Annotated in this window: 20 protein-coding genes, 1 tRNA gene and 1 other RNA gene; 12 read left to right on the top strand and 10 right to left on the bottom strand. The window is 59.3% G+C overall.

All coding sequences use genetic code 11. The features are described 5' to 3' along the window. Positions 1-51: 51 nt before the first annotated feature. Positions 52-2,058, top strand: a complete 2,007-nt coding sequence (locus tag NW851_RS11735) for a primary-amine oxidase (RefSeq protein ID WP_414338721.1) — start codon at positions 52-54, stop codon at positions 2,056-2,058. A 104-nt stretch (positions 2,059-2,162) separates the two neighbouring features. Here NW851_RS11735 and ssrA read toward each other — a convergent pair. Further along, positions 2,163-2,564, bottom strand: a transfer-messenger RNA (tmRNA) gene (gene ssrA, locus NW851_RS11730). 100 nt (positions 2,565-2,664) lie between these two features. Between ssrA and NW851_RS11725 the strand changes: the two genes are divergently transcribed. Further along, positions 2,665-2,736: transfer RNA gene (locus tag NW851_RS11725), tRNA-Lys, on the top strand. A 107-nt stretch (positions 2,737-2,843) separates the two neighbouring features. Here NW851_RS11725 and NW851_RS11720 read toward each other — a convergent pair. Further along, a complete protein-coding gene (locus NW851_RS11720) occupies positions 2,844-3,326 on the bottom strand; it encodes a pyridoxamine 5'-phosphate oxidase family protein (protein ID WP_414334924.1) in 483 nt (160 codons plus the stop codon). 126 nt (positions 3,327-3,452) lie between these two features. Here NW851_RS11720 and ilvA point away from each other — a divergent pair, with 126 nt between their 5' ends. Both ilvA and NW851_RS11710 read left to right on the top strand, forming a co-directional pair. Continuing rightward, positions 3,453-4,964: a threonine ammonia-lyase, biosynthetic gene (gene ilvA, locus NW851_RS11715; protein ID WP_414334923.1), complete on the top strand. Its 1,512-nt coding sequence runs from the start codon at positions 3,453-3,455 to the stop codon at positions 4,962-4,964. Between the two features lie 113 nt (positions 4,965-5,077). Then, positions 5,078-5,299 carry a high light inducible protein gene (locus tag NW851_RS11710; protein ID WP_414334922.1) on the top strand — a complete coding sequence of 74 codons (222 nt, stop codon included), beginning with the start codon at positions 5,078-5,080 and terminating at the stop codon, positions 5,297-5,299. Positions 5,300-5,612: 313 nt separating this feature from the next. Here the strand turns inward: NW851_RS11710 and NW851_RS11705 are convergent, their stop codons facing one another. Together NW851_RS11705 and NW851_RS11700 are read right to left on the bottom strand one after the other, a co-directional pair. After that, positions 5,613-7,631, bottom strand: a complete 2,019-nt coding sequence (locus tag NW851_RS11705; protein ID WP_414335143.1) for a CHASE2 domain-containing protein — start codon at positions 7,629-7,631, stop codon at positions 5,613-5,615. Between the two features lie 171 nt (positions 7,632-7,802). Continuing rightward, positions 7,803-9,941 carry a polyribonucleotide nucleotidyltransferase gene (locus tag NW851_RS11700; protein WP_414335142.1) on the bottom strand — a complete coding sequence of 713 codons (2,139 nt, stop codon included), beginning with the start codon at positions 9,939-9,941 and terminating at the stop codon, positions 7,803-7,805. Between the two features lie 271 nt (positions 9,942-10,212). Between NW851_RS11700 and NW851_RS11695 the strand changes: the two genes are divergently transcribed. The 3 genes from NW851_RS11695 to NW851_RS11685 are packed head-to-tail and all read left to right on the top strand — an operon-like array spanning position 10,213 to position 12,829. Further along, a complete protein-coding gene (locus NW851_RS11695; protein WP_414338716.1) occupies positions 10,213-10,941 on the top strand; it encodes an arylamine N-acetyltransferase family protein in 729 nt (242 codons plus the stop codon). Then, a complete protein-coding gene (locus NW851_RS11690; protein WP_414338714.1) occupies positions 10,919-11,143 on the top strand; it encodes a hypothetical protein in 225 nt (74 codons plus the stop codon). Before NW851_RS11695 ends, NW851_RS11690 begins: the two co-directional genes overlap by 23 nt. Positions 11,144-11,188: 45 nt before the next feature. After that, positions 11,189-12,829, top strand: coding sequence for a 2-isopropylmalate synthase (locus tag NW851_RS11685; RefSeq protein WP_414335140.1), 1,641 nt, complete (start codon positions 11,189-11,191; stop codon positions 12,827-12,829). 85 nt (positions 12,830-12,914) lie between these two features. Here NW851_RS11685 and NW851_RS11680 read toward each other — a convergent pair whose 3' ends face one another. The 4 genes from NW851_RS11680 to NW851_RS11665 all read right to left on the bottom strand — a co-directional run bounded on the left by NW851_RS11680 (position 12,915) and on the right by NW851_RS11665 (position 15,475). Then, positions 12,915-13,943, bottom strand: coding sequence for an ABC transporter ATP-binding protein (locus NW851_RS11680; protein ID WP_414335139.1), 1,029 nt, complete (start codon positions 13,941-13,943; stop codon positions 12,915-12,917). Positions 13,944-14,072: 129 nt separating this feature from the next. Then, complete coding sequence (locus tag NW851_RS11675) at positions 14,073-14,276, bottom strand: phycobilisome linker polypeptide (protein ID WP_011433055.1); 204 nt, start codon at positions 14,274-14,276, stop codon at positions 14,073-14,075. 167 nt (positions 14,277-14,443) lie between these two features. Then, on the bottom strand, positions 14,444-14,929 hold the full coding sequence (apcB, locus tag NW851_RS11670; protein WP_414335138.1) for an allophycocyanin subunit beta: 486 nt from the start codon (positions 14,927-14,929) through the stop codon (positions 14,444-14,446). 60 nt (positions 14,930-14,989) lie between these two features. Continuing rightward, positions 14,990-15,475, bottom strand: coding sequence for an allophycocyanin (locus NW851_RS11665; protein WP_414331342.1), 486 nt, complete (start codon positions 15,473-15,475; stop codon positions 14,990-14,992). 336 nt (positions 15,476-15,811) lie between these two features. Here NW851_RS11665 and hslO point away from each other — a divergent pair, with 336 nt between their 5' ends. Together hslO and NW851_RS11655 are read left to right on the top strand one after the other, a co-directional pair. Continuing rightward, on the top strand, positions 15,812-16,702 hold the full coding sequence (hslO, locus tag NW851_RS11660) for an Hsp33 family molecular chaperone HslO (RefSeq protein WP_414335144.1): 891 nt from the start codon (positions 15,812-15,814) through the stop codon (positions 16,700-16,702). 49 nt (positions 16,703-16,751) lie between these two features. Next, positions 16,752-17,750: a glycosyltransferase family 2 protein gene (locus tag NW851_RS11655; RefSeq protein WP_414338710.1), complete on the top strand. Its 999-nt coding sequence runs from the start codon at positions 16,752-16,754 to the stop codon at positions 17,748-17,750. On the opposite strand, the gene NW851_RS11650 is transcribed toward NW851_RS11655, so the two are convergent. Beyond that, positions 17,743-18,966, bottom strand: a complete 1,224-nt coding sequence (locus tag NW851_RS11650; RefSeq protein WP_414338708.1) for a YcjF family protein — start codon at positions 18,964-18,966, stop codon at positions 17,743-17,745. The two genes, NW851_RS11655 and NW851_RS11650, sit on opposite strands and share 8 nt — an antisense overlap. 248 nt (positions 18,967-19,214) lie before the next feature. Here NW851_RS11650 and NW851_RS11645 point away from each other — a divergent pair, with 248 nt between their 5' ends. The 3 genes from NW851_RS11645 to NW851_RS11635 all read left to right on the top strand — a co-directional run bounded on the left by NW851_RS11645 (position 19,215) and on the right by NW851_RS11635 (position 20,767). Beyond that, positions 19,215-19,766 carry a Dps family protein gene (locus NW851_RS11645; protein ID WP_414338706.1) on the top strand — a complete coding sequence of 184 codons (552 nt, stop codon included), beginning with the start codon at positions 19,215-19,217 and terminating at the stop codon, positions 19,764-19,766. Between the two features lie 139 nt (positions 19,767-19,905). After that, positions 19,906-20,178 carry an Asr1405/Asl0597 family protein gene (locus NW851_RS11640; protein ID WP_414338703.1) on the top strand — a complete coding sequence of 91 codons (273 nt, stop codon included), beginning with the start codon at positions 19,906-19,908 and terminating at the stop codon, positions 20,176-20,178. After that, positions 20,162-20,767, top strand: coding sequence for a (2Fe-2S) ferredoxin domain-containing protein (locus tag NW851_RS11635; protein ID WP_414338701.1), 606 nt, complete (start codon positions 20,162-20,164; stop codon positions 20,765-20,767). Before NW851_RS11640 ends, NW851_RS11635 begins: the two co-directional genes overlap by 17 nt. A 55-nt stretch (positions 20,768-20,822) precedes the next feature. Here NW851_RS11635 and NW851_RS11630 read toward each other — a convergent pair. Next, a partial coding sequence (locus NW851_RS11630; protein ID WP_414338698.1) for an RNA-guided endonuclease InsQ/TnpB family protein occupies positions 20,823-21,980 on the bottom strand: 1,158 nt, incomplete at its 5' end.

The following is a 21,980-nucleotide window of genomic DNA, read 5'->3' as shown; positions in this document are numbered from 1 at the left end:
ACGGATCGTCACCCAGCCAATTCATTTTCTGTAGAATTCAAGGTTATTTCTGTGATTTGTGAACTTCCTCGCAGTCCTCAGCCTGCTCTGCAGGAGCAGGAGCGACCGCTTTCTGCCACAACCGCGGCTGTCCGGCCCGAATGGCCAAGCCACCCCCTGGATCCCTTGAATGGCGAAGAAATCCGGCAAGTGGTCAAAATCCTGCGTCAGGAGCGCCCTCTTGCTTCCCGCTGCCGCTTTGTCACCATCCAACTGCAGGAGCCGGAGCGGCCCTGGATGGAAGCTTGGCAACCGGGCCAACCCTGGGATCGGCAGGCGTTTGTGGTGCTGTTGGATCCCGCCGAGGGCAGCACCTACGAGGCGGTGGTCTCCCTCTCCCGGCAGCAGGTGTGCTCTTGGCAGCTCGTCCCCGGCGTGCAGCCGCCCCTTTTGGACGATGAGGTCTACGCCTGTGACCGCTTGCTCAAGGAGGATCCCCAATTTCTGGCCGCCCTGCAGCGGCGGGGCATTGCCGATGTGGAGCGGGTGATGGTGGACTACTGGACGGTGGGCTACTTTGGGATCCCGGAAGAAGAGGGGCGGCGGCTGGTGCGGGGTCTGTGTTTCCTGCGCACTTCCCCTTACGACAATGGCTATGCCCGTCCCCTCGAAGGCCTCTACCCCTGGATTGACCTCAACCAAATGCAGGTGATCAAGGTGGAGGATCGCGGCCCCTGGCCTCTGCCCCCGGAAGATGGCAATTTTGACGAGATCTTCTTCAAAGAGTTTCGCCGAGATTTGAAGCCTTTGGAAATTACTCAGCCCCAAGGGGTGAGCTTCCAAGTAGAAGGCCACCACATCCGCTGGCAGAAGTGGGATCTGCGCATCAGCTTTAACCCCCGCGAGGGGCTGGTGCTGCATCAGGTGAGCTATGAGGATCAGGGCCGCCTTCGCCCCATCCTCTATCGGGCTTCGGTAGCCGAGATGGTGGTGCCCTACGGGGATCCGCGGGATCCCCACTGTCGCAAGAACGCCTTTGACGTGGGGGAATACGGCATCGGCATGCAGGCCAATTCCCTGCGCCTGGGCTGCGACTGCCTGGGGGAGATCTACTACTTCGATGCCTGGCTGCCCAGCAACAGCGGTGAGCCCATGCTCCTCAAAAACGCCATCTGCATGCACGAGGAGGACTTTGGCGTGCTCTGGAAGCACACCGACTGGCGCACGGAGCGAGCTCAGGTGCGGCGCTCGCGGCGGCTGGTGCTCTCTTTCTTTACCACCATCGGCAACTACGACTACGGCTTTTTCTGGTACTTCTACCAGGACGGCACGCTGGAGTTCGAGGCCAAGCTCACCGGCATCATCAACACCTGCGCCACCCTGCCGGGGGAGGAACCGGAGTTTGGCATCTTGGTAGCGCCCCAATTGTCTGGCCTCAACCACCAGCACTTTTTTACCGTGCGCCTGGACATGGCGGTGGATGGGCCGGGCAACTCCCTCTACGAAGTCCATGCCGAGCCGCTGCCCTTGGGGCCGGATAACCCCTACGGCAACGCCTTCCGCGCCCGCTCCACCTTGTTGAGCACTGAGCAGGAAGCCAAGCAAACGGTGGATCCCTTGCGGGGGCGCTACTGGAAGATTGTCAACCCCAACCGCCACAACCGCCTGGGGCAGCCGGTGGCCTACAAGTTGCTCCCAGGAGAGAATGTCCGGTTCCTGGCCCACCCCGACTCCTGGCTGTATCGACGGGCAGGGTATTTGGCCCACCACCTCTGGGCCACGCCCTATCATCCTGGCGAAAAGTTCCCGGCGGGGGACTACCCCAACCAACACCCCGGTGGGGAAGGGCTGGTGAAATGGACACAAGCCAACCGATCCCTAGAAAATACCCGCCTGGTGCTCTGGTACAGCTTTGGCTGTAACCACTTCCCCCGCACCGAAGACTGGCCGGTGATGCCGGTTAGCTACATTGGCTTTCTGCTCAAGCCGCTGGGCTTCTTTGAGTGCAACCCGGCCCTGGATGTGCCCCCTCCGCCGCCGAAAACCAAAAGCTGCTGCAGCACCAGCCATTCCCATTAGCTGCGGTGAGCGCCAGGCCCCACCTTGGCATGGCATTGGAGCTTGCCGGACTTTCATGGACGCCCAAAAGCCCTCCAGCAACCTTCTGGGCCTAGGGCACCTGAGGATGGAGCTGACGGGAGTCGAACCCGTGTCCGAGATGGGTACTAAGGGATCACTCATTCACAGGCTTAGCCTCTTTGACCCTCGAGGCGGGGATCGCCGTTTGGATCCCGGCGATGGGATTTCTCCGCCTAATCTTGGTCTCTCCCTCGACGGAGCCAGAGCAGAGAGCTGCACCCGTTGGGGTTGTGATCCGCCCACTTAACGGGGTCGTGAGCAGATCCTCGAGCTCAGAGTCAGTTTTCGGTTACTGAGCCTTAGGCAGCCAGAGCAGCTGCTTTACGAGCAAAGGGTACGACGTTGTTCGCACGTACTGGTTTGAGCCTGGTGATAACGGGATAAGCTCAATCCCGACCTGTATCATGAACCCATGTTCGCCACCCCGTCGAAACCGTTACAGCCCCAGGGTTGGTCTAAGTTCAGCATAGCAAGATTTTTAGGGATACGGCCAGAACCTTTGCTAGTGTGACAGAAGTTTTGCTAGCATGACAAAGCTGCAAACTTGGGTCGGTAGCTCAGCGGTAGAGCACTCGGCTTTTAACCGATTGGCCCAGGGTTCGAATCCCTGCCGACCCATGTCTTCGGTCACTTGCAAATAGCAGCGCGACCTGGAAACTGGCGCGGCAACGGTTTATCCGCCCTCCCTGTCGTCGGTTGCCGGTCGGAAGGCCATGTTCTTGCGCCTAGGTGCGGCCGAGATGCTCCAGTTGATCCAGGTTGGGGCCGCTCAGCCGGAAGGCTTGGCCAAACCCCTGAATAAAGCTGCCGCCGGTGGGGGTGATCTGGCAGAAGTGAAAATCCGCCAGGCCCAGGATCATCTCGGCAATCTCGTACTTGGCACGATAAAGGGCCTCAAACCCCCAGGCTTGGGCCTCCGCGCGGCTGAGGAACCGGGCTTCTCCGCTCACCATCACCCGCGGCAAAGCGTGGTTGCTGCGGGGATCCACCGGCGTGGGCGGCTCGTGGATGAGCAAGCTGGCGCGGGGATCCGCCCGCAAAGCCTGGGTGTGGGAAGAAAGATCGCTAATGACAATGGCAAAACGCAAGGGATCCCGTTGCACCACAAAGGGCACCAGCGACACTGCCGGGGATCCCTGCTCCAGCACCCCCAAGCAGGCCACCGGCTGGCTCTCCAACAGCGCCTTCAACTTTTCCTGCGCCGACATCGCTTCTTCTCCCATGGCCTTTGTTATTATGCCCAAGCCCCCCTTGCTGGAGAAGGGATAGATCCCTGGGATAATAGCTCTTAGCCCGCCGGGAGCGACCGTTTTCGACCCTATCGATACATCCCGATGGATTGTGATTATCTCGTTCAGATCCTTACAGCTCGCGTTTACGACGTGGCCCAAGAAACCCCCCTGGAGCCGGCTTTTAACCTCTCCCGCCGCCTGAACAACCCGGTCTGGCTGAAACGGGAAGACATGCAGCCGGTTTTCTCCTTCAAGCTGCGCGGGGCTTACAACAAGATGGCCCACTTGCCCCCGGAGCAACTGGCGCAAGGGGTGATCGCGGCCTCCGCAGGCAACCACGCCCAAGGAGTGGCCCTGGCAGCACAGCGGCTGGGCACTCGGGCCATCATCGTCATGCCCGTCACCACCCCTCAAGTGAAGGTGGATGCCGTGCGGGCGCGGGGCGCAGAAGTGGTCTTGTACGGAGATACCTTTGACGATGCCTACGCTCACGCGCGGCAACTGGAAGCCGAGAAAGGTTTGACCTTCATCCATCCATTCGACGATCCCCTGGTGATCGCCGGCCAGGGTACCATCGGCATGGAAATCCTGCGCCAGTACCAACAGCCCATCCACGCCATCTTCGTCGCTGTTGGCGGGGGCGGCCTGATCGCGGGCATTGCCGCCTACGTTAAGCGCTTGCGCCCCGAAATCAAGATCATCGGTGTAGAACCGGTGGACTCCGATGCCATGTACCGGTCTCTCCAGGCAGGCCGGCGGGTGCGCCTATCCCAAGTAGGTCTGTTTGCCGATGGAGTGGCAGTGCGGGAAGTGGGGGAAGAGACCTTCCGCCTCTGTCAGCAGTACGTGGACGAGATCCTCCTGGTGACTACCGACGACACCTGTGCCGCCATCAAGGATGTCTTTGAAGATACCCGCTCCATTTTGGAGCCTGCCGGAGCTCTGGCCATTGCCGGCCTCAAAGCCTATGTGAGCCGCACCGGCATCCAAGGACAGACTTTGCTGGCGGTCGCTTGTGGGGCGAACATGAACTTCGACCGCCTGCGCTTTGTGGCCGAACGGGCCGAAATCGGCGAACAGCGGGAAGCCATTTTTGCCGTCACCATTCCGGAACGACGCGGCAGCCTGCGCCGGTTCTGTGCCCACATTGGCCAGCGCAACCTCACCGAGTTTAACTACCGCATCGCCGACGAGCAAGAAGCCCATATCTTTGTCGGGCTGCAGGTGCGGGATCGGGCCGATGCCCAAGCGGTGGCTCTGGATCTGGAGCGGGCCGGCTTCAAGACCTTGGATCTCACCGACGATGAGCTGGCCAAGTTGCACCTGCGCCACATGGTGGGCGGGCGCTCTCTGCTGGCGGAAAATGAGCTGCTCTACCGCTTCGAGTTCCCCGAACGGCCCGGAGCTTTGCTGAAGTTCTTGTCTTGCATGAGCCCCAATTGGAACATCAGCCTGTTTCACTACCGCAACAACGGCGCCGACTACGGTCGCGTTCTCATCGGCATGCAGGTGCCCACCTGCGAAATGCCCGAGTGGCAGCGTTTTCTGGATACGTTGAGCTATCGCTACTGGGACGAGAGCCACAACCCCGCCTACAAGTTGTTCCTCGCCTAGTCGGCCTTTGTCGGGAAGCTCAGGGTGCCGGGCATCCACAAAGTCGTAAACAAAACTTTACAATCCTATGCAAAACGAGCTAAACTAGGTAAGGAAGAAACAAGGAGAACCCTATGAGCCGATATCGCTCCGTCGTTGTTGAAGAAGGCGGCCGCCTAAACAATTATGCTATCGAGCCGGAAATGTATGTGGACACCACTCCGCGGGTGGGCTTTACCGAGTATGCAGAGCGACTGAACGGGCGTTTGGCGATGATCGGCTTTGTTGCCCTGATCCTGTTTGAATCTCTGTCCGGCTCTACCCTGATCGGCTGGTTACAATCCCTAGGGCAGTAGGGCAGGAGAGCTATTCTTTGCCTGAACAAGCCCCTTGCTAGTTGAGTCTAGCGCTGAGCTGGCCTAGCAACCCTGGCCCCTGGCCAGGGTCTTTTTTTCTACTTGCAGGCGAGATCTCTGAGGTTGCAGTCATTGTCAAATAGCAATGAAACGTTTCTCTACGTCGTTATTGTTCCGCAACGCTGTCGCGCAGGTACCGCTCTAACTCCCCTCTCCCTCTGGGAGAGGGGCTGGGGGTGAGGGTGCCTCTGGGAGAGGGGCTGGGGGTGGTCGCGTGAGCGGCGCGGAGCGCTTGGGCTGGCGGCAAAGTGTCTTAATCTTGTTTAAAACGACTATAAAGGCTGGGCATTTCCCAGTGCAGCTCGACGTGGGTATGGCCTTCTGGGGTCTGGGTGCGGTGCCAGGATCCCTTGGGTAGATAGCGGGCGATGGTGTTCATGGCCTTGCTGCCGTAGCCGCCACCGGGGCTGGGAGCGTATTCAACGCCGTCATTGACTACCGATAGGCAACAATGTCGCTCCGTTTGTGCCAGCGACACCCTGACGAAAGAAGCACTGCCTTTGGGGGGCTGTACGTGGGCGATGACATTGCCGATGGCCTCGCGCAAAAAACGCAAGATGTCCTCCCGTTGGTCGAACCACTCGCTGGTGTTGGGCTCCTGCAGAGGTTGCAGGTGGCGCTCTACGGACAAGGTCAGGCTGCCCGTCTGAATCAGCTCGTCCAGATAGGTGTCGATGCCCCGGTGCAAGCCTTCCCGCAAGCTGGGGGAGATATGCAGCTTGGTGGCCAGGGTGCGCACGTCGTTGAGCTGCTCGCGAATGCCCCGCCCGATCCTCTCCAGTTGTTCCAGCAGGCGATCGTAGATGGCGGGGTCAGAGTCTTTCCCCTGCTGCTGTTGCCATTGCAGGCTCTCCAGGTCGTCCATCACCACCTTCAGCTCCTGCAGCTCGCGATCGTGAATGTCGGTGGCTACTCGGTAGAGCAGCTTGCGGGCCTGGTCGACGGCGGCCTCCTGTTCGGCTCGGCGCAAGCGCTCCAATTCTTGTTGTTGAGCCAAAAGCCGCTCCTGGTTCTCCACAATGACCAGAGTGAGCAGCAGGCTCACCCCTGTTAACCCACTGGCCAAGGCCGGCAAAACGAAAGGCCAAACCCAACGCCACAGCAGAAACTGGGCCACAGCCCACCCTTCGTAAACGGCCAGCCCCACCAGGGGCCGCAGGAGAAACCCCTGTTGTTGCCAGTCCCAATGGTTCAGTCGCAGGGAGGGGCGATAAAGTACCAAGAGCAGTCCCGTCCCTGCTCCCAGCAGCAAGACCACCCCGCCTGCCAGCCCTGACGGCAGGGAGTGGTACACGTCTCCGGTGAGCAGGCTGGACAAGATTTGCGCCTGCAGCTCCACTGCCGCAATCTGGGATCCATCCGCCGTTCGCACCGGGAAGGTCTCTGGGTAGCCGCCCACAAAGCCCACCAGGACAATTTTGTCCCGCAATTGGTCGGCAACTTTGGGGTTGAGGGGAGGGATCCCTTCCTGGCCGCGGCAGGCTTGGCCGGGGCTGAGCGTCGGGGAGCCGGATCCCGTCTGGGGGATCACCGGCGGACAGATCTGCTCGATGGGAATGATGGGGATGCTGTGCTGGGATCCGAGGGGGTTGAATTGAACTGGCTGCAAACCCCGCTGGCGAAACCAGCGGCTGGCCCGCTCCGGGTCGTACTTGGCAAAAGCCAGCGCTTCCACAGAGGCAAACATCTGCTCCTCTTGGCTGTCGCGGCGCAGGTAGAGCCCTCGCAACTGGGCCTGGCGCAGGATCCCGGCCCCATCGACTTGGTATTGCACCACCCCTTGCACGTGCTCTGGCGGCACCAAATACTCCAGTCGCAAGGACGAAAAGGGCAAGAAGTGGTTGTAGATGTTGATCTCGGCCCGGCCAAAGCTCTCGCTGCTTCGGGTGGCCAAAACCAAGCGATCCGGGTAGCGCTGCACCACCTGCCGCAAGGGGGCATCCAGGTTTTCGTTGCCCAGGTTTTGGGGCACCACAAAGCTGCTGGGCAGGTTCAGCACCACCACCCTGGCCTCGGCCTCTTCCAGCAGGCGCAAGGTCAGGCCGGCGTAGTTCGCCCGTTCCAGGAGAAAGTCAACATTGTGCTGGCCATCACCATTTTCTCCCTGCCCATCGATGCGGCCATCGATGCCGACGATCACCACTTTTGGAGAAGGTTGCTGAGGGCCGCGGTGGGCGTAGAGCCATTCCTGGGAGTCGCTCTCCAGCCGCAGCAACAACGGATGCTGGGCAGAAAGGTTGAGCAGGGTGGCCCACCCCAAGCCCCAAGCCAAGGCCCAACCCAGCCTCCGCCGCGAGGGCGACGGCCGAGCTTGAGAAACAGGATCTTGAGCCGTGAGAAAGTCAGGAGCGAACGGCACTGCAGACGCGAGCAAGCAAGAGGGAGCTTTCTCTGCCATTCTGGCTGTCGAGGGGATCCCAGTTGCTGGGGGGAAACCGCAGCTTCAGGGGTGATGGTTGCGCACCCGCGCGGCTTCCTCAGGGCTGATGCCAAGACGGGTGAGGTTGATGCGGCCTTTGTGATCGATGCTGCGCACCTTGACCACCACCTCATCCTCCACAGCAACCTCATCTTCTACCCGGGTGACGCGGTACTCCGCCAGTTGCGAAATGTGGATCATGCCTTCTTTGCCCGGCAAGAACTCCACAAAGGCGCCGATGGGGATGATGCGGGTCACCTTGCCCAGGTACACCTGCCCCTCTTCCACCCGCCGCACCAGGTTTTCGATCATCGCCCGCGCCGCTTCCGCCTGGCTGCCCACCGAGGAGGACACGGTGATCGTGCCATCGTCGCTGATGTCCACCTTGGCACCTGTCGCTTCCGTGATGCCGCGCACCGTCTTGCCACCAGGGCCGATGATCTTGCCGATATCCTCGGGATCCACCTTGAACGTGAGCAGACGGGGGGCTGTTTTGGCCAACTGGGGTCGAGGGGCAGGGATGACCTCCAGCATCTTGTCGAGGATAAACTCCCGCCCGGCCTTGGCCTGCTGGATGGCTTTCTCCACCACATCCACGGTGATGCCGGTGATTTTCATGTCCATCTGCAAAGCGGTGATCCCGGCCCGTGTGCCGGCCACCTTGAAGTCCATGTCGCCCAGAAAGTCCTCGATGCCCTGGATGTCGGTGAGGATGCGCACCTCATCCCCCTCTTTGATCAGGCCCATGGCTACCCCGCTGACTGGCGCTTTGATCGGCACCCCCGCGTCCATCAGGGACAGAGTAGAGCCGCAGACGGATCCCATTGAGGTAGAGCCGTTGGAAGAAAGCACCTCCGACACCACCCGCACCACATAGGGAAACTCCTCTTCCCTGGGCAGCACCGGCACCAAGGCCCGCTCGGCCAGCGCCCCATGGCCGATCTCCCGTCGTCCCGGCGAGCGCGAGGGCCGCGTTTCCCCCACCGAAAAGCCCGGAAAATTGTAGTGGTGCATATAGCGCTTTTCATCCACCGGGTGCAAGTCGTCCAGCTCCTGGGCATCGCCGGGAGTGCCGAGGGTGGTGATGGAAAGGACTTGGGTGAGGCCGCGGTTGAACAGAGCGCTGCCGTGCACCCGCGGGATCAAACCCACCCGGCAAGAGACCGGTCGCACCTCGTCCAGCTTGCGCCCATCCACCCGCACCCCCTCCCGCAGGATCTGCTGGCGCATCAGCTTCTTGGTGAGGGCCTTAAACTGATTGTCCAATTCTTTGGGGTTTTCCAGCAGATAAAGCCGCAAGGGATCCCCCTCTGGCCGCGCTTGGATTTGGGCCTCTAGCTTAGCCTTGATCGCCTCCAGTTGCTGCTCGCGGCTGGTCTTGTCCAGGAACTGCCTGAGGATAGAGCGAATGCCCTCCTGAGCCTGCTCTGCCACAAAGGCAACCAGCTCCTCATTGACAGGGGGAGGGGGCAGCTCTACAGGAGTGATGTTGAGATCTGCGAAGACTTGCTGTTGGGCCTTGAGCAGCTCTTGAATGGCCTCAAAACCAAACTCGATGGCCTCCACTATGTCCTTCTCCGGCAGTTGGTTGGCCCCCGCTTCCACCATGATCACGCCATCGGCACAGCCGGCCACCACCAGATCCAGGTCGCCGGCCTCAATTTCGGCATAGGTGGGGTTAAGGATAAATTCATCCTTGACCAAGCCCACCCGCACTGCCGCCACCGGTCCGTTGAAGGGGATGCGAGCGCCGTGAATCGCCAACGAGGCTCCCAAAATGCAGAGCACATCGGGCGGCACTGCATCGTCCACCGAGAGGGTGGTGGCCACCACCTGCACGTCGTCCCGCAGCCATTCCGGGAACAACGGACGAATGGGTCGGTCTATGAGACGAGAGATCAGAGTGGCCCGTTCCGGTGGCCGACCTTCCCGCCGCAAGTATCCCCCCGGGATCCGTCCGGCGGCGTAGAGGCGCTCTTCATAATCGACCAACAGGGGCATGAAATCGACACCAGGCCGCCCCGCCTGCCGGGTGGCTGTGACCAGAATCGAAGTTTCGCCCGAAGTCAGCCAGACCCCACACCCTGCCTGGGGAGCCATCAGCCCGATATTGATGTCAATTTCCCGCCCGTAAAAGGAAATCGACCGAGTGTATTCTGCCATGTAACGCTTCGCCTTCTTTTTTTCTTGACGTTATCGTAGCATTCTCCCTTTATTCTTCCTGTTCAGCCCCTGCTGACCGGCGGTATCAATACGACTTCATCTTCTGCCGATAGGGGGGTGTCGGCGGCTACAAAATCGAGGCTGAGAGCGAAAAAATTGCCCGTCTTGCAGCAGGGGTAAAACTGTTCTTCTGGCTCTGGTCGGGGAGCTGCGGTAAGGCTAGGGTAGGCCAGATGCTCGCTTGCCGCCAACCCAACGGGTTCCCGTGCTGATGCTAGAGCCGCTGACGCCTGCCCAAATCAGGGCCTACCTGGAGCGCATTGGCTACGTCGGCCCCACCCAGCCCACCCCGCAAACCCTACGCCAAATCCACCTGGCCCACCTGCTGCGGGTGCCGTTTGAAAATCTGGATATTCACTGGGGTCGCCCCATTCGCCTGGAGCGGGATTTCTTGTTCCAAAAAATCGTCCGCGAGCGGCGGGGCGGCTTTTGCTTTGAACTGAACAGCCTGCTGGCCGCTGCTCTGCAGGGGATGGGGTTTTCGGTCCATCTGCTCTCGGGACAGGTGAGCCGGGCCGTTCACGCTACTCGGACTGATGGCTGCTTTGGCCCCGAATGCGACCATCTGGCCCTGCAGGTGAGCTGCGGCGATGAAACATGGCTGGCAGATGTGGGCTATGGAGATGCCTTTCGGGAGCCGTTGCGGTTGGGGGATCCCAGCATCCAAGCCCAGGCGGAAGGGCGCTACCGCCTCACCCCCTGGCCCGCAGCTCCCGCACGCTACTGGCTGGTTCAACAGGAACGACCGGATCGCACCTGGAAAACCCTCTTCCTGCTGGATCGGATCCCGCGCCAACTGCAGGAGTTCGAGCCCATGTGCCGCTTCCACCAAACGTCGCCGGCATCCAGGTTTACCCGCCTGCGCCTGTGCAGCCTGGCCACCCCCAGCGGACGGATCACCCTCACCGCCCGCGCCGATGGCTCCCTCTTTAAATTTTAAATGGATCGAGACCACCCCAGAAGGCCGCCGGGAACGCCCCCTCAAGGACGAGAAAGAATACGAACACCTGCTGGCTTGCGCCTTCGGGATCCGCCTGCCGCCGGGGATCCCAGGAGAAAAATTGCAAGACCCAAGCCAACCGGCATTCCAACAGAGACCACCCCAATCTCCCCCCAGCAGGGTCAGAACCCCTGCCAACTAATGTCAGAATAAAGGTTGGCAATGTTTCGTTATCCCAGTAACCGTTATGGATGCTGCCGCGGTCGCTGCATTTGATGGCCAAGCCCTCGATCACGTGCTCATTTTCGACACCACCCTGCGCGACGGGGAGCAGTGCCCCGGCGCCACCCTCAACACCGAAGAAAAGCTGGCCATTGCCCGGCAACTGGCCCGGCTGGGAGTGGACATCATCGAAGCGGGGTTTGCCTATGCCAGCCCTGGCGATTTCGAGGCGGTGCAGAAGGTGGCCGAACAGGTGGGCACCCCCGATGGCCCTGTGATTTGCAGCCTGGCCCGCGCCCTCAAGCCGGATATTGAGGCAGCCGCCGAAGCCCTCAAGCCTGCCGCCAAGCCGCGCATTCACACCTTCATCTCCACCTCCGACATTCACCTCAAGTACCAGTTGCGCAAGACCCGCGCCGAAGTGCTGCAAATTGCCGAAGAGATGGTGGCTTATGCCAAGTCCTTCGTGGAGGATGTGGAGTTTTCCATGATGGACGCCACCCGCTCCGATCCGGAGTTTCTGTACCAGGTGATCGAGGCAGCCATTCGGGCGGGAGCCAAAACCATCAACATCCCCGACACCGTCGGCTACGTCATGCCGGAGGAGTTCGGCCAACTGATCAAGGGCATCCGCGAGAACGTGCCCAACATCAAGCAAGCGATCCTTTCTGTGCACGGGCACGACGACTTGGGCGTCTCGGTGGCCAACTTCCTGGAAGCGATTAAGCAAGGCGCACGTCAGGTGGAAGTGACGGTCAACGGCATTGGCGAGCGGGCCGGCAACACGGCGCTGGAAGAATTGGTGATGGCCCTGCACGTGCGGCGCAGCTACTTCAACCCCTACTTCGGCCTGCCCGTAGACTCCGAGAAGCCCCTCACCCACATCAAAACGCAGGAGATCTACCGCACCTCCCGTCTGGTCTCCAACCTCACCGGCCTGCTGGTGCAGCCCAACAAGGCCATCGTCGGCTCCAACGCCTTTGCCCACGAATCGGGCATCCACCAGGACGGCATGCTCAAAAACCGCCAGACCTACGAGATCATGGACGCCCAGACCATCGGCCTGCAATCGAGCACCTTGGTGTTGGGCAAGCACTCGGGCCGTAATGCCTTCCGCACTCGCTTGAAAGAACTGGGGTTCGAGCTGTCGGAGCAGGATTTGAACAAAGCCTTCTTGCGCTTCAAAGAGCTGGCCGACAAGAAAAAAGAAATCTCCGATCTGGATCTGGAAGCAATTGTTAACGACGAAACTCGCTCGGTGCCCGAACTCTACCGTCTAGAGCATGTGCAAGTGGTGTGCGGCAACCGCGAGGCTCCCACCGCCACGGTGCGCCTGATCACTCCTGAGGGGGAAGAGCGGGTAGATGCGGCCGTAGGCACAGGCCCGGTGGATGCGGTGTACAAGGCCATCAACCGCATTGTCAACATCCCCAACAGGCTGATCGAGTTTTCCGTCCAATCGGTTACCGCCGGCATCGACGCCATCGGGGAAGTGACCATCCGCCTGCGCCACGAAGACCGCATCTTCTCCGGCCATGCCGCCAACACCGACATCATTGTCGCTTCGGCCCAAGCCTACATGAATGCCCTCAATAAGCTCTACTTTGCCCTGCACGCGGCGCGCTCTACCCCTGAACAGCGGGAGGCCGCTACTCAAAAAATCTGATGGGAGGGTGGCAATCCCGTATCCAGCCAAGCGGTTTGCGCGGCGAGACGGGATCCTTTATAGCCATCCAAGCAACTCAACACTGTTATGGGCTGGCCAAAGGGATCCCATCCGCAAACACCCGCCCGATCACTTCCTCGATGGGCGGATCTGTTATTGTTAGATCCAACACCTCCAGCTCCGCCAACAACTGGGCCACCGTCTGGGTAAGCTGCTCCCGCTGCACCCACAGCCGCGCCTCGCAGCCGTCGGGATCCCCCTCGCTGCGCACCTCCCCATAACGCTGCAGTTGGGCAACAGAGCAAGGACGGGCCAATTCCAACTTGACTTCTCGGTAGGGGGCAAAGCGCTCCAGCAGCGCCTCCAAGTCACCATCGTAGATGAGCCGCCCCGCGTTGATGACCAACACCCGTTGGCACAGCGCGGTGATATCGGCCATATAATGGCTGGTCAACAATACCGTCGCCCCGTAGCGGCGGTTGTAATCCCGCAAAAATTGCCGCACACTGACCTGGGCGTTGACATCCAACCCCAAGGTGGGCTCATCCAAAAACAAGATCTGCGGGCGGTGCACCAGGGCCGCCAACAGCTCCGCCTTCATCCGCTCCCCTAGGGAAAGCTTGCGCACCGGCTGCTTCAGCTTGCCTGCCAAGTTGAGCAGCTCCGCCAGCTCCCCCACCCGTTCGCGAAACTCCTTCTCCGGGATCTCGTAAACGGCGGCGTTAATCCGCAGAGAGTCTATCGCCGGCAGATCCCAGATGAGCTGCTGCTTCTGCCCCATCACCAGGGTGATCTGCCGCAAAAAAGATGGCTCGCGCCGGTAGGGCACGTGGCCGACCACCTGCAGCGTGCCCCCAGAAGGATAGATCAAGCCGGTCAACATCTTGAGGGTGGTGGTCTTGCCTGCTCCGTTCGGCCCCAAGAACCCCACCACCTCCCCCGGCTGAACCTGAAAGCTGATGGACTGCACTGCCGGGATGTAGCGGTAGGTGCGGCGAAAGAAGTGGCGCAGGGTGCCCACCACTCCCGGCTCCTTGATGGCCACCGGGTAAACCTTGCTCAGGTTGTAAGCAGCGATGATCGGTTCCAGCCGGGCCGGCACATGAGGCAACATCTATCCCTCCCATGAAACAACCAGATCCGCTACCCCAGCCCCAAGGGCACATCTTTTGGAGCTGGGCATACCGGATCTGGAGAGGGCTATTCTCAGTATCTGAGGGAAAGAAACAAAGGGATAGGGAAACTACAGCAGTCCTACGTCCATCCCAGGCTTGCCCGTGGCCAGCTCTACCTTCAGGATACGGCCACCCGATTTCTGGATGCGCTGCTGCTCCCGAAACCAGTTTTCGTAGGGCACCAGCTTTGTGAAGTAGGTGTTTTGCAGCTCCCGCTGGGTGCGAATCCGGGTTTGGCTGGGCACACAGGCCGTGATCTTAAACATGCGCATGATATGGGATCCCCGCTCAACAACGAAATGGGCCGTCTTGACCAGCAAAACAGGCGACCTACCTCAGAAAGCTCGCGTACCCCCATCAGCACACCAGATCCCTGCGGCAAGTCGCCCGTCGTGCTCGTTGGACAATGAACCTTACGCCGAAGCAATGGCGCTGGTAGCTAGCTCAGACCAGAGCAGATGTAATCGAAATACACACCCATTTCCTTGCCGGCATCAGCACCCACCAGAGCGGCTGTTACCTCTTTCATGGCTTGGATGGCCTGGATGGTGGCCCCAATGGGCACTCCCAGCGAATTGTAGGTCTCCTTGAGCCCGTTCAGCACCCGCTCATCGAGAATGGAGGGATCCCCGGCCAGCATGGCGTAGGTGGCGTAGCGCAGGTAGTAGTCCATGTCGCGAATGCAAGCGGCATAGCGACGGGTGGTGTACATGTTGCCACCGGGACGGGTGAGATCAGAGTACAGCAAGGCCTTGGCAGCCGCATCCTTGACGATGGTGGAGGCATTGGCCGCGATGGTGGCAGCCGCCCGCACCCGCAACTCGCCCGTGGCGAAGAAAGCTTTCAGCTTCTCCATGGCCGAGTTGTCCAGATACTTGCCTTGGACATCGTAGCTGTTGATCACAGCGGTAATCGCGTCTTGCATGATGAGCTTCCTATCAAGTCGGTGAACAGCAAACGGTTGTGCAGCAAAAACAATGAGGGACTAGCTCATTGCCCCCACCACAAAGTCGAAGTAGTAGCCGGCTTCAGCCGCATCGTCGGGAGAGAGCAGACCCATGGCCACCTGCTTCATTTGACGAATGCTCTCGGCCACCGCCGGAATGGGTGTGCCCAAAGAGTTGTACATCTCGCGGACACCCACCAGACCGATCTCTTCGATGGGGGTGACGTCGCCGGCAATGACACCGTAGGTGATCAGGCGCAGGTAGTAGTCCATATCCCGCAGGCAAGTCGCCGTCATCTCCTCTCCGTAAGCATTGCCACCTGGGGAGACGATGTCAGGGCGCTTCTGGAAGAGTTGGTCGGCAGCTTGTTTGACGATGCGCTCACGAGACTCGGTTAAGACTTGAGCAATGCGCAACCGCTTCTCACCCGAGGCAACAAAGGACTTGATTCGATCCAGTTCCCCCGGGCTGAGGTAGCGGGCCTCCGCGTCCGCGTTCACAATCGATTTCGTAACAACACTCATGGATATCCATCCTCAAGTCGATTTTTTAAAGAGTATGACGAGCATACCCGCAAGCTATTTTCCGATATGCTTGCCGTCTACCATCTCAGATCTTCACACTTCTTAAAGTCTCTCCCAGAAAAGGGACGGTCTCATGCCCACCCCAACAGGAGAGTGCTCTCCCCCAAGTCCGGCAAGAGAGGGGTTACAATCGAGGGTGAAAGTTAAGTCGCCAGGGGATCCCTGCAGGCTTGCTTTAGGACATGCGTTGAGGTTGCGATGACGGATGTCTCTGGGTCAGAACGATTGAAGCGAGCGAAAGGTTCTCAGGATCCTTCTGAGGCTGCTCCCTCATCTCTGCCGGATCACCTGATCCGGGCCACGGCGGCGGAGGGCAAGATTCGGGTGGTGGGCTTGGTGTCTACCCAGGCGGTGCAAGAGGCCCGGGAGCGGCACAAGCTTTCCTATGTGGCGACGGTGGCCCTGGGGCGGGCCATGAACGCAGCCCTGTTGCTGGCGGCCAACCTAAAGCGACGCCAGGCGCGGATTAACCTGCAACTGAAAGGGAATGGCCCCTTGGGCAACATCTGGGTGGATGCCGGCTTGGACGGCACGGTACGCGGCTATGTGAGCAACCCGGCCATCGAGCTTCCCCTCACCCCTGAGAGCAAGTTGGATGTGGGCCAAGCTGTTGGGCGCTATGGCTACCTCCATGTGCTGCGGGACTTGGGGTACGGCCAGCCTTACACCAGCGCGGTGGAGCTGGTTTCGGGAGAGGTGGGAGACGATATCAGCTACTACCTCTCCTCCTCAGAGCAGATCCCTTCGGCAGTCCTTTTGGGGGTCAACCTCGATTCGCAGCGGGTGCGGGCTGCCGGTGGAGTGTTGTTGCAACTGATGCCAGGGGCGCCGGCCAGCCTGATCCCGGAAATGGAAGCCCGTTTGGCCAAGGTGGAGGAATTTAGCCCGATGCTGGCTTGTGGTGGCGGTTTGCGGGAGCTGTTGCAAATTTGCTTGGGCGACTTGGATCTCAAGATCGCGCCGGAAATGCGCGCCATCCGCTTCTATTGCAAGTGCAATTCCGACCGGGTGAAGGGGGCGCTGCGCATGTTGGGGCGGGACGAGCTCATCGACATGATCCGTACCGACAAGGGAGCAGAGGCGGTTTGCCAGTTCTGCAACGAGGTCTACCGCATCTCGGAGGATGAGCTGCGCTCAATTGTGGCGGAGATGTCGGCAAACCCATAGCACCCCGTGATGGCAGAATAATCGCCAGGTACGGGATCCCTGCTCTTCTATGTCCTCTGAGCCTGCTGCCCCTGAGCTCTCGGTTGTCATCCCCTGCAAAAATGAGGCGGAGAACCTGGATCACCTGTTCGAGCGCCTGCGCCTAACCTTGGATCCATTGGGGATCCCCTACGAGATCATCTGTGTCAACGACGGCAGCCAGGACGACACGCTGGAAAAGCTTATTGCCTTCCATCGCCAGGATCCCCGCATCAAGGTGGTGAACCTCTCCCGCTGTTTTGGCAAGGAAATTGCCCTTACCGCCGGCTTGGACTACGCTGCGGGCAGAGCCGTTGTCCCCATCGACGCCGACCTGCAGGATCCCCCAGAGCTGATCCCGGAAATGCTGCAGCAGTGGCGGCAGGGCTACCAGGTGGTGTGTGCCGTGCGCCGCAGCCGCCAAGGGGAAAGCTGGCTAAAACGCTTCACCGCCAACGGGTTTTATTGGGTCATTGACCAGCTCAGCCAGGTGCGGATCCCGCGCAATACGGGGGATTTTCGGCTATTGGATCGTCAGGTGGTAGACGCCATTAAGCAACTGCGGGAGCGCACTCGCTTTATGAAAGGGATCTTTGCCTGGGTAGGCTACCGGCAGGTGGCCATTTTTTACGACCGTGCCCCCCGTTTTCGCGGCAAAACCCAGTGGAACTACTGGCGGCTGTGGAACCTAGCCATAGAAGGCATCACCTCTTTTAGCTCTTGGCCCTTGCGGGTGTGGAGCTATCTGGGCTTGGCGATCTCGCTGGCGGCTCTGCTGTATGGCCTTTTCCTCGTCATTCGTACTTTGCTGTTTGGCTCCGACGTGCCCGGCTACGCCTCTTTGGCGGTGATGACCTTGTTTTTGGGCGGGATCCAGTTGATTAGCCTGGGCGTGATTGGAGAGTATCTGGGCCGCATTTTTGAAGAAGTGAAAGGCCGGCCACTCTACCTAGTCCAAGGCACCTTTGGGTTCGAGACCCTGCAGCCTTCCCCTGCTCCAGAATCAGATCCAATGTCCACTCCTATTTGAGGGTTTTGCGTCCCGAAGCGGCATATTCTCGGTACTCGCGCACAAAGATCTCCTGCATCTGGGCCTGGGAAAGCTGGATCCCTTGGATTTCGGCGCGGGCGATGGCCTTCATCAGCTCGATATAGGCCAGGCCAAGGGAAAGGGTCAGGGTAGCCGCTGTGGTGGACTGGATGATGCCGCCTGCCAGGGATCCCACGCCGGGGATCAACTTCAGCAGGTTTGAGACAATGGCCCGCCCAGTGACTACTGCGCCCCCAATTCCCGCCAAAGCCGCCATCAAAGAGTAGTAAAAAGAAGGGGAGGCTTTATAGCCAAAGATAAAGCTGATATTGGCAATCATGCCCACTTGTGCTGCTGCCAGTAGAGGGGCATCGGCAAAAGGAAGAGGTGCGGCGCCGATGAACGCTGCGCTGGCCACATAGCCGGATACATACTTAAAAGCAGCATCGGCTTTGAGATCTACCCGCAGCAATTGCTGGCGGATAAAGGCAAGGCGGGCCACTTCCGGCAGCAGCTCCAAGGTGCAGCCGATCAGATGCTCCAGCCCGTGGGCAGGGATGGTGAGTTGCCGGTTAATGACCTTGTCCTTGGCCAAAAGAGGAACAATGTAGCGAACAGGGAGATTTTGGCGCTGCAAATACTGAAAAAACTCGCTCTCTTCGGGATTGGGGTATTCCAGGCATTGGGTCAAGACTAAGATGACCGGCACATCTTTGAGTTCCAAATCCTTTAGCCACTTGCGCTCGGTTTCCTCCAGCCGCTTCAGCTCGTGGTGGATGCAATACCAGACAATGTGAATGTGATGTTCGGGATCCCGAAGGCGCAGCTCGTCGATCAGTTGGGACACCTCGAGGCGGATCTGGATATTCTGGTCTCCCGCCAATTCCATGCCAGGTGTATCGTAGATGGTGATTGGGCAGCCTTGCTTGGAATATTGGCGAATGTGGCAGGTGACGGGGCTGCCGACGCCGGTGCGGGCCAGCTCATCTTTAAACACCGCATTGACCAAAGTGCTTTTGCCCACCCCGCTTTTGCCGATCACCAGGACGTTGCAATGGCCCATTTCTGCCTCCGCTTCCAGAAGGCTCTCTTTGAACAGATGGCCAGCCCAATCCCAGGGTTCCTGCGGTTTCTCCCCAGCACGCGCAACTGTTTGATGGGTTAGGTGAATCAGTTTTTCTATCCAGGAGTGGACTTCCGGCTGCGTTTGAGACATGCTCTATCCCCAAGTACGGGATCAACTGGGCTAACGCTCCCAGTCCAGTGTAAATCGATAAGGAATGCGGCTACTCCCTGACCAGCCCACCGGTTCTGCTGCAACAAGCACTTTATTGAGAGCTATTCACAAGAACTATCGAGTTAGACTATGTTGGGGTGAGGATAGCCCCAAGAGCTCCTGGATCTGCCCAGTTGAGTAAGCTGGATAAGCATCCACATTCTCTTTACTTCGGAGAACCTCGCCCCATGTCTGAAACCTCAACCTTGCGCCAGTCCTTCAACAGCGTGCGCAACAACCCTGTCTCCCTCGGCCTGGAGGTAACCCAGCCGATCTGCGAGGGGATGAACACTCTTCTGGCCAGCTTTCAAGGGCTGTACTTGCAGTACCAGAAGCATCACTTCGTAGTAGAGGGCACCGAGTTCTACCCGCTACACCAATTGTTCAAGGATCACTACGAGCAGGTGAGGGAACATGTCCACGACCTGGGAGAACGCCTCGAAGGTCTGGGGGGTGTGCCGGTAGCCACCTTCGCCACCTTGGCCCGCCTCTGCTGCTTTACCCCTGAGCCGGATGGCGCTTTTGAGGCGCGGCAAATGTTGCAAAATGACCTGGCGGCAGAGCAGGCCATCATCGATTTGCTGCGGCGCCAAGCCGCCCAAGCGGAAAGCCTAGGGGATCGCGCCACCCGCTACCTCTACGAGCAGATTCTGCTCAAGACGGAAGACCGGGCCTTCCACCTCAACCACTTCCTGGCCAACGACAGCCTAGTGTTTGGCTTGATGGACGGCAGAGCTTAGTCAGGATCTGGGGCAGGTTCGCCGGCCAGGTGGCCTGTCCTTAAACCTGAGGACTTATTTTTGTAAGCATTTGTTGAAAATTCATATCATTACTGCCCGATTGGGTTTAGATTTATTTGCCGAGGTTTTGCTCCTAGCCATGAACCCTGTATCTTTTGAGGGCAGCTATTGTTTGCAGATCCCCTTAGGGGAACGCTGGCGCATTGGGCGGCGGCTGCTGGAGTTGGGGATCCCGGCAGTTTGTACGGGAGATGGCCATTTGCAGGTGCAGGTGGACACACCTCTGGCCCTGTTGCAGGTGCGCAGCGTGATCCGCCAATACACGGCGCGGCGGCAGGAGTTATTGGACAGCCTAGAGACGTGTTGGCAGCTCAACACCGAGCCTGGGGGACAAGATGAGCAAGTTGGCTAAGCAAAGGATCCCGTTTGAGTCAGAGGGTCGGTTCCTGGGATTTCTTCCCGATAAGGATGGCAAGCTCAAGTACTTGCGCTGGCAGGCCGGAGCGGAAGTGTTTGCCGGCAAGATCCCCAAGCCGCTGCGCTCTGAGCTCTACCGCAGCCTCAAGCCAGGGGATAGGGTGCAGATTGCGGGGGAGCGGGAAGTGAATTTGCTGAAGGGGCGGGAGAAATGGGTGCTCTACCGCGTGGTTCCTGTCCAGGCTTCCCCGGTAGCAGCCATGTTTTCCCCGAAGGCCGCTCCCGGATCGGAGGAAGCGAGGAAAGGGGTCGTCTTGGTCTGTCAGAAGTCCGACTGCTGTCGGCGGGGGGCGATGGCGGTGATACAGGCTCTACAGGCACACTTGGCAGCCTACCCAGAGACCATTCGGGTGCAGGGAGTGGGCTGCATGAAGGACTGCAAACGGGGGCCGAACGTGGTGTTCCTGCCCGACAAGGCTCGCTACAGCAGCGTTTCTCCGCAAGGGATCCCGGCTTTGTTGGAGCGGCATTTTCCGATTGCTTCGTTGCAGGTACAGCAGGTTGAGACGGCAGCTTCCTCCTGACGCTCATGCTGATCCCCCCACGGGCGAGCGGATTTCCCTTGACTTTTCGCATGAACTACCCCACCGCGCAGGCGGGTGGGGTTTCCCCATCCGCTTTACGGTGAGATTTTTGTCTCTTCCTCTGCCCCAGTTGCTTCATCGCTCCTGTGTACCGGGTCTCTGAAGTAGAGCTGAAGCATCCAAGACTCACGAGGCGGGTTCCCAGCCCCGGTTGCTGTTCGCGGCAGCGGGACGGAGTCCAATTAGTAGCAACGTTGTAGAAAACCATCACCGTTCCCCTGTCCCGCGGTATCGCAAACCCACAGGCAGAACAGACATGGTAACGGTTACTTAGCTCTGCCCACTCCTTGTGAACAGCACCGCACTTGGGACAGCGCTGAGACGGCTTGAGGGTTTGCGTGGGAAGAAACAAGACCAGACCACCCTTCTGCTCAATTTTGTAGGTCAGCAGCCGGTTGAGGGTTGCAAAACCCACCGACAGAATCGACTTGTTCAGTCCAGCCTTGCCCCTGGCCCTGCGGGTCATGCCCTTGACGTTGAGCTTTTCGGTTACCCCGATGTCATAACGACTTGCTATCTCTGAGGTAACCTTGTGTTGCCAATCTCTACGCTGACGGGCAACTTTGGCTTTGAGCTTAGCCTCTAGCCGGTGGATTTTCTTCCATCTCCTAGAAGCCTTCACCCCCTTCCTAGGTGCACGCTTCCGCCGTTTGAGCTTGGCAACCTTGCGAATTTTCTCCTCACTCCTCTGCGTAAACCGAGGATTAGCAACCTCATAGAACTCACTCCCGTCATATAGGGTTATGGCGGTCTCGGTGCCCAAATCGTAGGCAACGATAGATTCATACTTCAAATCTGACTGGGAACCAAACTTAGACCGAGGTACTTCTACCTCTACAGTGAACGAAGCATACCACTGCCGTAAAGTTGGCTTGTAGACAATAGTTAGTGTGGTAGGCCTCCCCCAGTCCTTGGCTTTGCCCCGCATCCTCAGGGTAATGCCCAAGTCCCTGAGAGTAACGGTGCCGTGCTTACCATTAGTATTGACCTTCCACCCCGTAGCGCTAGGATATGTCCAGCCAGAATACCGCTTGATTGGCTTCAACTTAGGCTTTTTGCTTAGCCCCTGGAAGAAACGCTGATAGGCAAAATCTACCCGCTTGACTGTAGCTTGCAGAGAATGGGAGTTGAGTTGAGCAAACTCCGGCCACGC

Source organism: Synechococcus sp. H55.7 (genome assembly GCF_047462395.1).
Lineage (GTDB): Bacteria > Cyanobacteriota > Cyanobacteriia > Thermostichales > Thermostichaceae > Thermostichus.
This window is presented reverse-complemented; position numbering and strand designations above follow the sequence as displayed.

What these genes read in the sequence shown, in the direction of transcription:
- NW851_RS11690 (WP_414338714.1), top strand. Translation starts at nt 10,919, where the DNA reads ATGGCTCCCTCTTTAAATTTTAAATGGATCGAGACCACCCCAGAAGGC.
- NW851_RS11680 (WP_414335139.1), bottom strand. Translation starts at nt 13,943, where the DNA reads ATGTTGCCTCATGTGCCGGCCCGGCTGGAACCGATCATCGCTGCTTAC.
- NW851_RS11675 (WP_011433055.1), bottom strand. Translation starts at nt 14,276, where the DNA reads ATGCGCATGTTTAAGATCACGGCCTGTGTGCCCAGCCAAACCCGGATT.
- NW851_RS11655 (WP_414338710.1), top strand. Translation starts at nt 16,752, where the DNA reads ATGTCCTCTGAGCCTGCTGCCCCTGAGCTCTCGGTTGTCATCCCCTGC.
- NW851_RS11640 (WP_414338703.1), top strand. Translation starts at nt 19,906, where the DNA reads ATGAACCCTGTATCTTTTGAGGGCAGCTATTGTTTGCAGATCCCCTTA.
- NW851_RS11700 (WP_414335142.1), bottom strand. Translation starts at nt 9,941, where the DNA reads ATGGCAGAATACACTCGGTCGATTTCCTTTTACGGGCGGGAAATTGAC.
- NW851_RS11665 (WP_414331342.1), bottom strand. Translation starts at nt 15,475, where the DNA reads ATGAGTGTTGTTACGAAATCGATTGTGAACGCGGACGCGGAGGCCCGC.
- NW851_RS11645 (WP_414338706.1), top strand. Translation starts at nt 19,215, where the DNA reads ATGTCTGAAACCTCAACCTTGCGCCAGTCCTTCAACAGCGTGCGCAAC.
- NW851_RS11650 (WP_414338708.1), bottom strand. Translation starts at nt 18,966, where the DNA reads ATGTCTCAAACGCAGCCGGAAGTCCACTCCTGGATAGAAAAACTGATT.
- NW851_RS11720 (WP_414334924.1), bottom strand. Translation starts at nt 3,326, where the DNA reads ATGTCGGCGCAGGAAAAGTTGAAGGCGCTGTTGGAGAGCCAGCCGGTG.
- NW851_RS11710 (WP_414334922.1), top strand. Translation starts at nt 5,078, where the DNA reads ATGAGCCGATATCGCTCCGTCGTTGTTGAAGAAGGCGGCCGCCTAAAC.
- ilvA (WP_414334923.1), top strand. Translation starts at nt 3,453, where the DNA reads ATGGATTGTGATTATCTCGTTCAGATCCTTACAGCTCGCGTTTACGAC.
- apcB (WP_414335138.1), bottom strand. Translation starts at nt 14,929, where the DNA reads ATGCAAGACGCGATTACCGCTGTGATCAACAGCTACGATGTCCAAGGC.
- NW851_RS11695 (WP_414338716.1), top strand. Translation starts at nt 10,213, where the DNA reads ATGCTAGAGCCGCTGACGCCTGCCCAAATCAGGGCCTACCTGGAGCGC.
- NW851_RS11685 (WP_414335140.1), top strand. Translation starts at nt 11,189, where the DNA reads ATGGATGCTGCCGCGGTCGCTGCATTTGATGGCCAAGCCCTCGATCAC.
- NW851_RS11635 (WP_414338701.1), top strand. Translation starts at nt 20,162, where the DNA reads ATGAGCAAGTTGGCTAAGCAAAGGATCCCGTTTGAGTCAGAGGGTCGG.